Source organism: Delftia sp. WSY_10 (assembly GCF_043104705.1).
Taxonomy (GTDB): domain Bacteria; phylum Pseudomonadota; class Gammaproteobacteria; order Burkholderiales; family Burkholderiaceae_C; genus Comamonas; species Comamonas tsuruhatensis.
In genome coordinates this window covers 1-13,788 of sequence record NZ_JBICKY010000035.1, presented here as the reverse complement: position 1 = coordinate 13,788, position 13,788 = coordinate 1, and the positions used below count along the sequence as shown (strand labels likewise).

Annotated in this window: 13 protein-coding genes and 1 pseudogene; 6 read left to right on the top strand and 8 right to left on the bottom strand. The window is 61.0% G+C overall.

Annotation, left to right across the window (positions count from 1 at the left end):
• Positions 1-260 precede the first annotated feature (260 nt).
• The 4 genes from ACF8ML_RS15775 to ACF8ML_RS15760 form a co-directional block, all read right to left on the bottom strand.
• Complete coding sequence (locus ACF8ML_RS15775; RefSeq protein ID WP_392407370.1) at positions 261-644, bottom strand: hypothetical protein; 384 nt, start codon at positions 642-644, stop codon at positions 261-263.
• A gap of 84 nt (positions 645-728) precedes the next feature.
• Complete coding sequence (gene araD / locus ACF8ML_RS15770; RefSeq protein WP_392407369.1) at positions 729-2,456, bottom strand: L-arabinonate dehydratase; 1,728 nt, start codon at positions 2,454-2,456, stop codon at positions 729-731.
• Positions 2,457-2,470: 14 nt separating this feature from the next.
• Positions 2,471-3,310, bottom strand: a complete 840-nt coding sequence (locus ACF8ML_RS15765; RefSeq protein WP_392407368.1) for an HpcH/HpaI aldolase/citrate lyase family protein — start codon at positions 3,308-3,310, stop codon at positions 2,471-2,473.
• A 20-nt stretch (positions 3,311-3,330) separates the two neighbouring features.
• Positions 3,331-4,329 (bottom strand): Bug family tripartite tricarboxylate transporter substrate binding protein, encoded by a 999-nt coding sequence (locus ACF8ML_RS15760; protein ID WP_392407367.1) that lies wholly within the window; start codon positions 4,327-4,329, stop codon positions 3,331-3,333.
• Between the two features lie 169 nt (positions 4,330-4,498).
• Here ACF8ML_RS15760 and ACF8ML_RS15755 point away from each other — a divergent pair, with 169 nt between their 5' ends.
• Both ACF8ML_RS15755 and ACF8ML_RS15750 read left to right on the top strand, forming a co-directional pair.
• Positions 4,499-5,533: a LacI family DNA-binding transcriptional regulator gene (locus ACF8ML_RS15755; RefSeq protein WP_392407365.1), complete on the top strand. Its 1,035-nt coding sequence runs from the start codon at positions 4,499-4,501 to the stop codon at positions 5,531-5,533.
• A 316-nt stretch (positions 5,534-5,849) separates the two neighbouring features.
• Positions 5,850-7,292 carry an iron-containing redox enzyme family protein gene (locus ACF8ML_RS15750; RefSeq protein WP_046239096.1) on the top strand — a complete coding sequence of 481 codons (1,443 nt, stop codon included), beginning with the start codon at positions 5,850-5,852 and terminating at the stop codon, positions 7,290-7,292.
• Positions 7,293-7,334: 42 nt separating this feature from the next.
• On the opposite strand, the gene ACF8ML_RS15745 is transcribed toward ACF8ML_RS15750, so the two are convergent.
• Positions 7,335-7,523: a hypothetical protein gene (locus ACF8ML_RS15745; protein ID WP_236884633.1), complete on the bottom strand. Its 189-nt coding sequence runs from the start codon at positions 7,521-7,523 to the stop codon at positions 7,335-7,337.
• Here ACF8ML_RS15745 and ACF8ML_RS15740 point away from each other — a divergent pair.
• Positions 7,522-7,830, top strand: a complete 309-nt coding sequence (locus ACF8ML_RS15740) for a hypothetical protein (RefSeq protein ID WP_236884632.1) — start codon at positions 7,522-7,524, stop codon at positions 7,828-7,830. The genes ACF8ML_RS15745 and ACF8ML_RS15740 overlap by 2 nt on opposite strands.
• Before the next feature lie 171 nt (positions 7,831-8,001).
• On the opposite strand, the gene ACF8ML_RS15735 is transcribed toward ACF8ML_RS15740, so the two are convergent.
• Together ACF8ML_RS15735 and ACF8ML_RS15730 are read right to left on the bottom strand one after the other, a co-directional pair.
• Entirely contained in the window at positions 8,002-8,514 is a 513-nt protein-coding gene (locus tag ACF8ML_RS15735; RefSeq protein ID WP_080945326.1) for a hypothetical protein, read from the bottom strand.
• Positions 8,515-8,525: 11 nt separating this feature from the next.
• Positions 8,526-9,461: a hypothetical protein gene (locus ACF8ML_RS15730; protein ID WP_046239097.1), complete on the bottom strand. Its 936-nt coding sequence runs from the start codon at positions 9,459-9,461 to the stop codon at positions 8,526-8,528.
• A gap of 449 nt (positions 9,462-9,910) precedes the next feature.
• On the opposite strand from ACF8ML_RS15730, the gene ACF8ML_RS15725 reads away from it, so the two are divergent.
• The 3 genes and pseudogenes from ACF8ML_RS15725 to ACF8ML_RS15715 all read left to right on the top strand — a co-directional run bounded on the left by ACF8ML_RS15725 (position 9,911) and on the right by ACF8ML_RS15715 (position 11,219).
• Positions 9,911-10,051, top strand: a complete 141-nt coding sequence (locus ACF8ML_RS15725; protein ID WP_016447034.1) for a hypothetical protein — start codon at positions 9,911-9,913, stop codon at positions 10,049-10,051.
• Between the two features lie 364 nt (positions 10,052-10,415).
• Positions 10,416-10,712: pseudogene (locus ACF8ML_RS15720) on the top strand (YkvA family protein); the annotation flags it as partial.
• A gap of 285 nt (positions 10,713-10,997) precedes the next feature.
• On the top strand, positions 10,998-11,219 hold the full coding sequence (locus ACF8ML_RS15715) for a hypothetical protein (RefSeq protein WP_070080425.1): 222 nt from the start codon (positions 10,998-11,000) through the stop codon (positions 11,217-11,219).
• Positions 11,220-11,470: 251 nt separating this feature from the next.
• Here the strand turns inward: ACF8ML_RS15715 and ACF8ML_RS15710 are convergent, their stop codons facing one another.
• Positions 11,471-13,528 (bottom strand): DUF4238 domain-containing protein, encoded by a 2,058-nt coding sequence (locus tag ACF8ML_RS15710; protein WP_046239081.1) that lies wholly within the window; start codon positions 13,526-13,528, stop codon positions 11,471-11,473.
• Between the last annotated feature and the right edge of the window lie 260 nt (positions 13,529-13,788).

Genomic DNA, 13,788 nt, shown 5'->3' with positions numbered 1-13,788 from the left:
GTCACTATTGGAAATAGCTATCGAAAATACTTCTGCACAAATGATTGTGACCAAGAAATATTCAATCGAATATGGCTATTTCATTGGCTTCTTTGGGTCGATCCTTATTGAGAACAGAGCCACTATTCACGACAAAGACCAACGGCAATGTAGGACTGCGCCGTCAGCAAAAGCGGATACATATACAGGCCTGCCTTGCTTGCAGGCCCAGGGTTCCAGTTTTTGGATGAAATCTATTGCCCGCCAGCTGAATTCATCAATTACGCCTCTCGCGCCCAGATGAGGTGAAGCTCTCCGTCCACAAAACCGGCGCTCACCGCTTGCGACTGGCGCAGCCGAAGGGCTCCTGCCGCTTCCGAGGCCACGTAGGAGCCAAGCAGCTTCCTGGCAGCAGCAAGTCCCTTCTCCCACTCGCTTCCCACGACTTCGTGCGGCAACTCGAAGTGAGGGTCGTCGGACATGAATATGTCATCGCACGCCCAGTCCGGGTCCTGCGGGTCGTAGGTCGGGCAGCCCACAATCTGGAGCTCGTGCGATGTGGGCGAGTCATACAGATTGAAGTGGAATGCTGCGATTCCTTCTGGCAGATCGCCGGACAGTGTTTGGTCGACCCATTGGGAAAATTGCTTTTCAATTGCTTTCATGGTTTCAATATTCTGATGCAATGTGGATCAAAAAATCTTTCCATCATATAGGGAAGTCTGAAAGAAAGAATTGATTTGCATGCTTCAAAAAATATCCGGCTCCGGCACAGCCCGCCCAAAGCCCGTCTCCAGAAAATCAAAATCGCATCCCTCATTGGCCTGCAGGATATGGCGGCCGAACAGCCAGCCATAGCCGCGCTCGTAGCGCGCGGGCGGGGGCGTCCATGCGGCGCGGCGGGTGGCGAGTTCTGAGTCGCTGACTTCCAGGTGGATGCGGCGGGCGGGCACGTCCACCGTGATGCGGTCGCCCGTGCGCACCAGGGCCAGCGGCCCGCCCACGGCGGACTCGGGTGAGCAGTGCAGCAGGCAGCCGCCGTAGCTGGTGCCGCTCATGCGGGCGTCGGACAGGCGCAGCATGTCTTTCACACCTTGCTTGAGCAGCCTGGTGGGAATGGGCAGCATGCCCCATTCGGGCATGCCCGCGCCCTTGGGGCCGGCGTTGCGCAGCACCAGGATGTCTTCGCCGTTCACATCGAGATGGGGGTCGTCCACGGCCTGCTTGAGGCTGGGGTAGTCGTCGAACACCAGGGCGCGCCCCGTATGGCGCAGCAGGTGCGGGGCGCAGGCGCTGGGCTTGATGACCACGCCGTCCGGCGCCAGGTTGCCGCGCAGCACGGCCAGCGCACCTTCGGCGTAGATGGGGCTGGACAGGGCGCGGATCACGTCGTCCTCGTGGACCTGGCTGCCCGCAATGTTCTCGCCCAGGGTCTTGCCGTTGACCGTCATGGCCCCGGTGTCCAGATGCGGGCGGATACGTTCCAGCAGGGCGCGCAGGCCGCCTGCATAGAAGAAATCCTCCATCAGATAGCGGTCGCCGCTGGGCCGGATGTTGGCGATCACGGGCACGCGGCGGCTGAAGGCGTCGAAGTCATCGAGGCTGACCGGATGGCCCGCGCGCCGCGACATGGCGATCAGGTGAATGATGGCGTTGGTGGAGCAGCCCATGGCCATGGCGCAGGCAATGCCGTTCTCGAAATGCGCACGCGTGAGCATGCGGGCGGGCGTGAGGTCTTCCCACACCATCTGCACGATGCGGCGGCCGCACTCGGCGCTCATGCGGATGTGGTTGGCGTCGGCGGCCGGAATGGACGAAGCGCCCGGCAGCGCCAGGCCCACGGCCTCGGCAATGCCCATCATGGTGGCCGCCGTGCCCATGGTCATGCAGGTGCCGTGGCTGCGGGCAATGCCGGCTTCCATCTCGCGCCAGGCCTGCTCGTCCAGGCGGCCGGCGCGGCGTTCGTCCCAGAACTTGAAGGCGTTCGAGCCCGAGCCCAGCACCTGCCCCTTCCAGTTGCCGCGCAGCATGGGGCCGGCCGGCAGGTAGATGAAGGGAATGCCCATGGAGATCGCCCCCATGGTCAGCCCCGGCGTGGTCTTGTCGCAGCCGCCCATGAGCACGGCGCCATCCACCGGGTGGCTGCGCAGCAGCTCCTCCGTCTCCATGGCCAGGAAATTGCGATAGACCATGGTCGTGGGCTTGACCATGCTTTCCGACAGCGAGATGGCCGGCAGCTCCAGCGGAAATCCGCCCGCCTGCAGCACGCCGCGCTTGACGTCTTCCACGCGCTGCTTGAAGTGGGCATGGCACTGGTTGGCATCGCTCCAGGTGTTGACGATGGCGATCACGGGCTTGCCCATCCAGTCCTCGTAGCCATAGCCCATCTGCAGCACGCGCGAGCGGTGGCCGAAGGAGCGGAAATCATCGGGAGCAAACCAGCGTGCGCTGCGCAGGGATTCGGGGGAACGTGTCATGGTTGTGGGGCTCCTCAGTAGCTGCCGGCGGTGGATGCGGGCCCTGGCGGGCTCGCGGCCAGCGGCCCTTTCCTGAAGCGCGCCGCCGCCGCATCCAGCCCGTCGCGCAGCAAGAGCGTGTCCAGCGCCACGGCCACGAACTGCGCGCCCAGCTCCAGGCATTCGCGCGCCCGTGCCTCGTCCACCATCAGGATCCCCGGCGCCTTGCCGCAGGCGCGGATGCGGGCGATGGCCTGGTCGATGGCCCGGTTCACCACAGGGTGGCGCGCCTGGCCCGGATAGCCCAGGCTGGCCGACAGGTCGGCGGGGCCGATGAAGATGCCGTCCACGCCATCGACGGCCGCAATCGCCTCTATCTGCTCCAGCGCCTCGGCCGTCTCCACCTGCACCAGCAGGCACAGCTCGTCGGCCGCACGTGCCACATAGTCGGCCGTGCGCCCGAAGTTGGCCGCGCGAGTGGAACCGCCCATGCCGCGCATGCCCTGGGGTGCATAGCGCATGGCGCGCACGGCGTCCCGCGCTTGCTGCGCGTTCTGCACAAAGGGCAGCAGCAGGGACTGGGCGCCCAGGTCCAGGTAGCGCTTGATCAGCACCGCATCGTTGCAGGCGGGCCGCACCACGGCATGCACGGGCAGGGCGCCCGGTGCGGGCAGGGCGGCGGCCACGGCCTGCAGCTGGCCCAGCATCAGCGGCACGTCGGTGGGCGTGTGCTCGGTATCGAGCAGCACCCAGTCGTAGCCCGCGCCGCCGATCATCTCGCAGACAAAGGGGGAGGGAATGGTGGACCACAGGCCGATCTGCGGGCGGCCTTCGCGCAGCGCGCGCTTGAACGTATTGGCGGGCAGCATGCTCATGGGGACTCTCCTGACGCTGTTCATTGGACCTGGATGTTTCCCTTGCGCACCACCTCGCTCCAGCGCGCCACCTCGGCGGCGATGAAGCTGGCGGCCTGGGCGGGCGTGCCCGGCGTGGGCTCGTTGCTCATGGCGGCCAGCCGGGCCACCACCTCGGGCTCGGCGAGGAGGGACTGGCAGGCCTGGTTGAGCCGCTCCACCACATCGGCCGGCATGCCCGGCGGCCCCGCCAGGCTGGTCCATGAATAGTTGACGACCTGCGGCTGGCCGGCCTCGGCCATGGTGGGCACATCGGGCAGGGCCGCCAGACGCCGCTCGCCTGCCACGGCCAGCGCACGCAGCTTGCCCGCCTGCGCAAAGCCCACGGCCGAGGTGGCGGGCACGAACAGCAGGTCTGCCTGGCCGCCCATCACATCGGTCATGGCGGGCACATCGCCCTTGTAGGGAACGTTGTTGAAGCTCACGCCGGCCGCCTGGCGCAGCAGCTCCGTCGTCACATGGCTGGACGAGCCAATGCCCGTCAGCGCCACATTCACCGTGCCGGGGCTGGCCTGGGCCAGGGCCACCACATCGGCCACCGAAGCGAGCTTCAGCCTGGGCGAGGCCAGCAGCAGCATGGGCACGCGCCCCAGCATGGCAACGTGCGTGAAATCCCGCCGCGCGTCGTACTTCACGTTGGGATTGACCAGCTGGTTGATGGCATGCGTGCCCGGCCCGCCAATCACCAGCGTGTAGCCATCGGCCCGCGCCCGCGCCACGGCCTCGGAGGCCAGCGAGCCATTCACGCCGGGCCGGTTCTCCACCACCACGGGCTGGCCCAGGCGCTGCGACAGGCGCTCTCCCACCAGCCGGCCCACCACATCGGTCTGGCCACCGGGAGGGAAGGGAATCACCAGCGTGATCGGCCTGACCGGCCAGGCGGCCTGGGCCTGGGACTGGGCCGGCATCGAGGCCGGAGCCAGGGCCGCAGCCAGCAGGCGCGCCATGGCGCTGCGGCGGTTGGAGAGCGAAGGGCGCATGGTGGTCTCCTCTTGAATGATTGCGCAATCATTTCAAGCAAAGCCAGCGCTCTCCATTCGGACGTACGAGGGGAAACAATCAGACCGTGCTGATGGACATCATCGTTAACATGACCACGCAATCATCCTCAAGCCGCCTCTCCATCGCCATTCCAGGCAAAGGCCCCGCATGACCCTCCGCACCCTGCGCAACGCCAATGCGCCCACGCTCAAGGACCTGGCCCGCATTGCCGGCGTGTCGCCCATCACCGCATCGCGCGCGCTGCACCGGCCTGAACTGGTGGCCGAGGCCACGCGGCTGCGCGTGGCGCAGGCCGTGGAGCAATCGGGCTACGTGCCCAACTCCCTGGCGGGCGGGCTGACCTCGCGCCAGACGCGGCTGGTGGCGGCCATCGTGCCTTCGGTGGGGCACTCGCTGTTTTCCGACATGCTCGATGCGCTCATCCACACCCTGGCCGCGCAGCGCTATGAAACCACGCTGGGCATCTCCAGCTATGACCCGGAGCATGAGGAAACCTGGCTGGCCGCCATGCTCAGCCGCCGCCCGGACGGCATCGTGCTCACCGGCACCGAGCACACGGCCCGCACGCGGCGCCTGCTGGTCAATGCCGACGTGCCCGTGGTCGAACTCTGGGACTACCAGCCCCATCCGCTGGATATGGCGGTCGGCTTCTCGCAGGAAGACGCGGGCCGCGCTGCCTTCCGCCACCTGGCCGCCTGCGGCTACCGGCGCCCGGCCATCCTGCGCGCCGACGACAGCCGCGCCGCCCGCCGTGCCCTGGGCTTCACCCGCGCTGCCGCGGAAGCCGGTGCCCCGGTTCCTGCGCAAATCGTCTTCTCGGAAGCCATCCCCCAATCCGGCCGTGGCCGCGATGCCCTGAACGCCCTGCGCGCCCAGGTACCGGAGGCCGATGCCGTCTTCTGCAGCTCCGATGCGCTGGCGCAAGGCGTGCTCTCCCACGCCCACGCACTGGGCCTGCGCATGCCCGAGGAATTCGGCGTGCTGGGCTTTGGCGACCAGGCCCTGGCGCTGGACGCCTGGCCCGCCCTGTCCACCGTGCGCGTGGACGGCGCCGCCATCGGCCGCCTGGGCGCAGAGGCGCTGATTGCGCGCATGGCCGGTGGCGTGGCGGTGGCCGCGCAGGATATGGGGTTTGAGGTGGTGGGGAGGGGGAGTACGCGTGGGCACCAAGATGCGCGCTGAGCGCCAGCGTGAGGCGATGGCCGGGCAGCGGCAGGAAGACCGGCTTTATCTCAGTATCAGCAAGGCGCCGCGCTAGTCCATAACCGGGCCCAGCCCATGCCCAGCAGGCCGGCGCCCAGTACCAGCCAATGCTCGCCGGCAAGGCCGGGCCGGATCCTGTTCCCCTGCCATGAGCGCGGGCGCCAGGGCGACGGCGGGCCGGCCCGGGCGCCTGCGCGAAGGGTAGGCGTATTACGACGCACAGGAAGGCGTTGGCCCGATGGCTGTACCGAGGGCCACACCGCATCCTGAAGGCGTTACGGACCAAAGCCCCACCATGAACACAGAACTGCTGGACCCCCCACGTACCGAACTGGCCGCTGGCGCAGGCACGCTTGAGCCTTCTTTCCTGCATGTGCCGCTCTACGAGCGCCTGGCCAACCATCTGCCCACCGAACAGGAGCGCCAGGCTGCTGCGGACTTCCTGCACGGCGTGATCGCCGAGACCTCTGCCGATGCCGATGGCCTGCCGGACAACCCGGAGCACCTGACCGACTGGATGCGTGCCAATGTCGAAAAAGTGCACGCCCAGTACCAGGCCTACCTTGCAGAGCGCAAGGCGGGTGCGGCACGCCGCTACTTCGGCAACCGCGCCCATGCCCTGTACTTCCTGCGCAATGTGGCACCTACCAAGCTGGTGGACGGTTCCTGGCTCTACGGCCTGTGCGCGCACGCGGGCAACTCACGCATGTCGGACCTGGTCACCACCTATGTGGAAGAACTGGGCGACGGCATGGCCGACAAGAACCACGTCAAGCTCTACCGGGAGCTGCTGGCCAGGTATGGCCTTGATCCCGTGGAGGACCTGCCCGACGAGCTGTACCGGCAGGGGCTGGTACAGCTGGCGTTGGGCTGGAATGCGCAGCAGTTCCTGCCCGAGATCGTGGGATTCAACCTGGGCTATGAGCAATTGCCGCTGCACCTGCTCATCACCGCCTACGAACTCAATGAACTGGGAATAGATCCCTACTACTTCACGCTGCATGTGACCGTGGACAACGCCGACACCGGCCATGCCCGGCGCGCCTGCATTGCCGCCTGGGAGAACGCGCCGCGCATTGACGATGGCGGCGACTACTGGCGCCGCGTACGCGCAGGTGCCCGGCTGGCAGACACGGGCACCAGCACGCTGGACGTGATCAGGTCGTTCGACATCGAAGCTGAGGTGGTGCGCATCCTGGCGCGCAAATCGCCTTCCGGGCATGGCGCGCACTCGGACTTCTGCAAGGTGGCCGGCCGCAGCGTCAATGACTGGCTGTCCCGTCCGCAGGACATGCCTGCCTTCCTGGCCGCGCTGGAGCAGGCACGCTGGATACAACGCAACCGGCCTGCGGAGGAAAGCCGCTTCTGGCAGCTGCTGCAGGGCGAGCGGGCAGAGATGTTCGGTGTTTTCTCTCCCTATGAGCTGCAAGTCATTCATGACTGGCTGCGTGGGCCGGCCAGTGCGGATGGCGCCTCCTTCGAATCCGTGGCCGAGCCCGGCAAACCGGCGCGGCGCATGAGCTTTCGCGTGGCCGAGCGCCTGCGCACATCCCGTGGCGCGCGACCCGACCCGGGCCGCAGCGCGCAGGAACTGGACACCGACCTGATGCTCTTCGAGCAGCGCTACCCCACGCTAGATCCAGCGGCCCAGCATGAGTTGCTGGTACAGGCCATGTCACCGGGCCTGCACTGGACGCCCCTGGGCCTGCGCGCCACCCGCCTGTTCCTGGGCCGGTAGGCCATTCGACCCCTCTTTACCTACCCGGGAAAAATCATCGGGTCATTGGGCAAGACGGGCTTGCTCTTTGACCCATTCCCGGCTTTTGCCGCGCACACACCAGGCGGGATTCTTTACCCAGTCTGTGAAATAAATGGTGGGGTGGTCTTCCAGAATATTGCAGCGTGTATAGCCTAATTTTGGCATGGCATAGTATTGCAAAGGAGTTAATACAAGAAGGCAAGTAATCATGATCACTCCTCCCGTGATTGTGGTAATCGTGAAAATGCGCTCTGAGATTTTCAGGATACTTGATCTGCAAGGAATTGATTTTTGTACAAGAAAAATAATTCCTGTGATTGACATTATAGGGAAATACGCCACTAGCAAACTGGATGGTGTAATTCTTACGGATGGGGCGGAATTTTTTAGATCAATTATTGTGTTTAGAAATGAGTATTTTGTACTCCATATTGATAGTGCTGAAACCAATAGAAGGGAAGGAATGCCATGGATTAAAGATTTTCTGAACTCGGTCAGATTATTTTCTTCCACTTAAATATCCATATTTTTTTGGTTAATAGGTGCCAGCAGATTGCTGGACTTTCCCGAGAGTTTGTCTTTTTTTTCTTCTTTTGCTTCTGTTGCTTAATTCTCTCAGGTTGATGGCGCTATCTCTGATTTCCCTTTGTCATACCACCACTCAGGTGGATACGCCTTGGACGACATTTCACCGAGATCCATGGTCTGAATCATTGGGCAGGCGAGCTTGCTCATTGACCCATTCCCGGCTTTTGCCGCGCACGCACCAATCCGGATTCTTTACCCAGTCCGTGAAATATATGGTGGGATGATCTTCCAGAATGTTGCAGCGGGTATAGCCAAGTTTTGGCATGGCATAGTATTGAAAAGGCGTAATTGCAAAAATACAAAAAAACATAATAAAAACTCCTGCGGCTATGGCGGATAAAAAAATACGCGTTGGGATTTTTATGGCGTCTTCCATGCAAGGGATTGCTTTTTGTATTGCAATGATAATTCCTGTGGTTGAAATTATTGGCACACACAACGCAATTGGATCAAATGGTGTGATTCTTACTGATGGTGCGAGTTTATTCAAATCATTTACGGTTTCGCATAGAGAATAGAAAATACTCCAAATTGACATTGCTAGAAGCAGTAGAAAAAGTGGAATACTCCATATTAGTGATCTTCTGATTTCGGTTAAATTTCTTTTGTCCATTTCAAGACTAATCAATTTTTGCGATTGATAGGGGATAGTAAATTTTTAGGATGGTTCTGGGGTATTTCTTTGATCTCTGTTGTTTCATGATTGCCACTCAACTGTTCTGTGACGAGAGCGTCAGTATTAACGCGGTATATGCCAGAAGGTGTGCTGTTTGTCAAAAATTTTAATGAAGTAATAACATTTTTCTTTATTTCCCAACTTTTATCGATTCCATTTAAAGCTATCCCGGTAAAAAGTACCATTAAGGCCATGGCACCTAAAGAAAAAACAGCAATAGTGGTTACGCTTGCGACAAAAATTCCCGTGCCTATACCAACCATCGTCGCCAACCCCGCCTTGACCGCCTCCACCCCAATCCCTCCCACCAGGTCATGCATGGTCTTCTCGTCGTTGAAGATGAAGTCCAATGTCTCCACGCCGATGCCCACGACCAAGCTCAAGATGAAGCCCCCTCTGGCAACGCCCTGAAGACCGCGCATGCCCAGACCCATCTGGACCATGCGGGGATTGGTGGTGAGAAAGCGCGTGCCCTGCAGCAGATTGCCGCGAAACCCGGCTCGGCCTGTGATGATGATATAGGTGCCTTTGGGCGTCGCCTTGACATAGGTGCGCGCACCGGCAAGGCGCAATGCAATCAGCGTTCTGGTGAACAGGTACGCGTCATTGGCCAACATGGAGGCGGGAATGGTCCAGGGTTTGCCGGCATTGGGGCTGGCCGTCTGCGTCCAATACTTGCCCAAGGCGCTTTGGGCCAGGATGGCGCGCAGGCTGGCCTCCAGGCGCGGGTCATTGCGCGACCTGTCTTGCAGGACGCCTACGAACTCTTGCGGCGTGAGTACCACCACGTCCACCTGCTGGCTGTCCATGGCGCGGGTGATCTGCCTGTTGAAGGCCTTTTCATAGCTGATATACGGGCGGGTGAGATCGGTGGATGTTGCCATGGCCTGCAAGCGAATGGTTAATGGAATGAATAAGGAAATGGTGGTTTGCCAAATGCCAGAAAAATCACAAACGCAGGCCTACCCTCGGTCCTGTGAGAAATCAGGTCCGATCAAGGTGTGAGAGTGGGAATTGCGCGTTCGCAATCATTCCCAAGGCCGATGGCAATCAATGGCCTGGGAATTCCGTTGTGGGAGTCCGGCTATTTGATTTCTTGGGTATCTGGAAGTCAAGCAGAAAGGCTTGTGGCTGATTATTTTCAGATTATTCCTAGATGCATATACGAGATGCATGCCTTGAGTGCAGTCGATATGGATTTGGAATGGGGAAGAGGGCGGTGACAAGGCTTTGCCAGTCAGTGCAGCCATTTGCCCCAGTGGACGCAGGCCAGCCGACACCGCCGTGCTGCGGGCCTTTGCGGCCACAGGCACGGCACCGTGGTGATGTGGTCATGAAGACCCGGTACAAGTACACCGCGCGCAGCGGGCTGGCGTTCCATATCATCGAGTGCTGCGCGGGCCTGGCGGCGCAGCCCCAACGGCAACAGCCGGCCGCCATCATCCAGCCCGGTCACAACCTCGTATATCCATGACAGCCAGTGAAAGATTGAAGGCTTGGGCACGACGCATCAAGCGCGATGGCGTCACCCTGTGGTTTGCCTGCAAGAGCCCGCAGACGCCCTGGTACGGTAGGGCCTGCTCACACTAATGTGGGGTCGCGAAGCTACCTGCCAGCCCGCCAATCAAGGCGCGCGACGCCGTGCGTGTGCCCACACGCACAAGGAGCGCAACGCCGAGCGGCGGGCTGGCAGGCAGCTTCCCTTCGGGTTGCCCGGCTGCGGGGCCGTCTGCGGCGTTGCACGCGCTTGCAAGGCACGGGCCTTGCTGCGCACGTGCGCCTTGCATACGACCCCGCAGCCGGGCAACGCGATCCCCAGATTAGTGTGAACAGGCCCTAAGACCCTGGGCGCCTTCGTAGTCGCCTACGCCCTGAGCCCCATCGACCTGATCCCCGACTTTATCCCCGTGCTGGGCTATGTGGATGACGTCCTGCTGCTGCCCGCGCTGATCTGGCTCACCGTGCGGCTGCTTCCCCCGGCCGTGTTGGCCGACAGCCGCCAGCAGGCCGAGGCCTGGATGCAGGCCCAAGGCCGCAAGCCCCGAAGCCGTGCCGGAGTCGCTCTGATGGTGGGCGTCTGGCTATGTGTTTGCGTGGGGGCCTTCCTTGTGCTCCGAGGGCGCTGGGGGCTTTGAGCGCGGCGCCTCGCCGGCTGAGCGGCGGCGGGTGGACAACCGTCAGGATGCGGGCGCTGCGCCAGAGCGATGTATCATCTCTCCCAGGTGCTGAACACACCTTCACAGGCGGTCCCGCCACACTCCCGAAAGCAGTTGGACGTACTCACAGGAGGCCTTATGGCTGCTTTCCTTGCGGGCGTATCAATGCCCGAACCCTCTCCCAATCCTTTGCGTGGTCCCGTGCTTCGAGCGCATGGGCATTCCTTTGCTTCAGCCGCCAAGCGCGCTCATTGAGGAGTTGCCATGCTGTACTTTCAACTTTCCGAGCCGGAGTACAACAGCCTCCGGCGCGTGCAGGATCAGTTGGGGCTGATTTCCAGTTTGATCATTGGCGCCTACCCAGGGCATGCCTTGGAGCCGGTGACTCCTGGGCAATTGCTTGCGTTTATTCAGGCGCAGGAAGAGGCGATTGAGGGGGTGATGGGGGGAGTGAGTGAGCGCGGGGTGGTGCGGGGGACAAATTGACTGGGGTGCTGCACTGGGAGGCCACGCATGATATGCGTGGCCTTTCTGGGTGGTTCGGGGCTGCTAACGGGGTTTGGAGCATGTGGACAGTCAGTCTCTTGATGACTGCTCTCGGCCAGGAGCGGAAGTTCAGCGTCTCGGCCCCGAGGCCCGCTTCAGGCTGGCAGCGGCCGTTCTGGTTTAGACCCTCAATGTCGGCTCTAGCCAAATAAGGGCATTCAAACACATGCACTGCCACTGCCTTCGTCGCATCAGACCCGTAGCATCAGACGCATATTCTCGAGTTGTTCTTCCGCACATACGTCCATCCAGATCTGCTCCGGTGTCGGCGTTGACAGCACAATACCGAAAGACCAGAGCACCCGCTCAAGGTGGCTGCCCAGGAGAATCAAATCGCTATCTCCTGTGAGGTTCTCACGGGAGTCGAAGAAACGCTCCAAATCAAGGGCAAGCAGCTCGAACCACTCGCCTAGGCTGACTGCCTGCAGTGCTTCGATGCTCTTGCTCTTCTTCCACCGGTCGATCTTGTTGCCAGCGGTCGCGCAGGCATTCGCTGTAGCGCAGAGTAACTGTTCAACATGCCCAAGTGCTAGACCTAGTGCTACATCTACATCACGGTGTTTAATAAAGTGGAGGCGCGCACTGGTAATCCCTTGCACGCAACCTGCCAAAACCTGACCGTAAAGACTGTCGGCGGCAGCGAACTCTTCGTCTGAGGCCAGTCCTCTCCCCGAAAGCCGGCCACCGAAGTAGTGAGAACAGTAGAAGTGTGCTATGCGCAGTCGGATGGCCTCTAATGGCGGCCTCTGGCGTTGCAATGTCTCCTTTGGAATTCGAGTTGCCACGGTGGCGTAGTACGTCGCTCGGCCTGCCTGATGACGAATCAGTGCTGCTGCGGTGCGCGCCAGCGGATGGCCTTTGGTAACCAGATTAACGGCCTCCGTGGTGACAAAGAGCTGGCTAGACACCCCATCTGGAGTCTCAGTTGTGTGGCAAGTCCCCAGCTTCACTACTTGAGCCGCGTGATCATTCAGCGTCACCCCACGCTGACGCAATGAGCGCACTATGTTGTCAGAAACCACGATGGCCTCAACGGTGCGCAAGCCCATCTGCAACTCGGGCGCACTCATCAGCTTACGAACAGTGGCTTGCGCTTTGCTACTCATACGACTTGAGGGCTCGAACTTGATGGGAACTCGGTTCGGGTTAGGCTCCAGCGCCCCGGCCTCAGTCTCTGGTGATTCGCCATTGCTGCCGCTTTTTGCAGGTGCGGAGAACGCTTGCTCAACGACCAAACTGTCGACATACTTGGAAAACGTGCTTCCAATCAACTTCGCGGCTTCGGCTGTTTGCGCATCAGCCTTTGAACTGATGAAAAATTCCAATGAGCACTGGGCGAAACAACGATTCAGCGACGCTGGATTGAGCTCTGGATTGCCGAAGCAGCCCACCAACACCTTGTCTGAGCAAACGGGCATCACAACTCCGGCGAGTTCATCGTTGCTCAGGAGTGAGTACGGGCTGATCTCCTGGAAGTTCGATGTCTTGGACCCAACCGCGAGACAGTCTGGGAGCACGAAGTGGGTCGGCGGTTCGGCCGCAATAATTTGCCAGTTCATCGCCTTCAGGCGTTCCACGCGAAGCGCGGGCGCCAGGTCTCTTTCCAGTGCTTTGCTGTGCCCGCTAACAATCGCCTCGGGAATTTTCTCGAGCAGCATTCCGAAATGCTGCAGGACCATCGCGGTAAGGCCTGGTAGCATTTGGGGAAACTTCTCTCGAGCTCGGAAATGCACCAGTTTTGCTAGAGCGTTGCGGCTGCTCTCCGGGATAGCATCAAACTGCAGAAGAATTTCTTCTTCAATCGACTTGACCAGCATTGACTCCGATTTGAGTGTGTCAACCTCGAGCAAGGCGCGCGCAGTCTGATCGCTTCGCATAGCATCTGCAAAATAGTGCAGCATTTCAGTTGCAGCAGCCGAGAAGCTACTTCTGACGAAAGCAGTACGGATTGACAGGTGGACCATCACTGCTGCTGCCACGTGTGAGTCGACGGGGCCGGCCGGGGCCTCACGCAGAGCCGCGATGGCTGGCGCCAATACCGTGCGCTCATAGATTGTGATTTTGTCGTCGAGTGACTGCTCATCGGACGGCGCTGAGTAGAAGTCCCGCTGCGCAGCGACGCCCTCTGTCGAGGAATAATAGGGCTCCTGTCCTTTCTTGAAGACATACACCTGACTCTTTTTTCCCTTGGCTACCCCAAAGCCCCTTTGCAGGGCCTGCGGGATGAAATGCTGCTTTCGACCTGCCACTGTGCTTCCTCCTCGTGCGCAAACTTTAGCACCGACTCGCAGCGTGCAGGATCGAAATAACGCGCTTGAATAGATCAAAGTTTTCTGCCAGGAAATTAGATATTCGCTGAGCGTTTTCCTTCAGCTCCTCTTGTGCATAGCGTTCTGCCGCTGTTGTAGCGTCCAGTATTCGCTGGATAGCCCGAAACACGTCATAACGCGTGATGACTACGCAGTGATGAGAAGTCATTCGGGAGTACGACACGACAGGCAGCTATCGC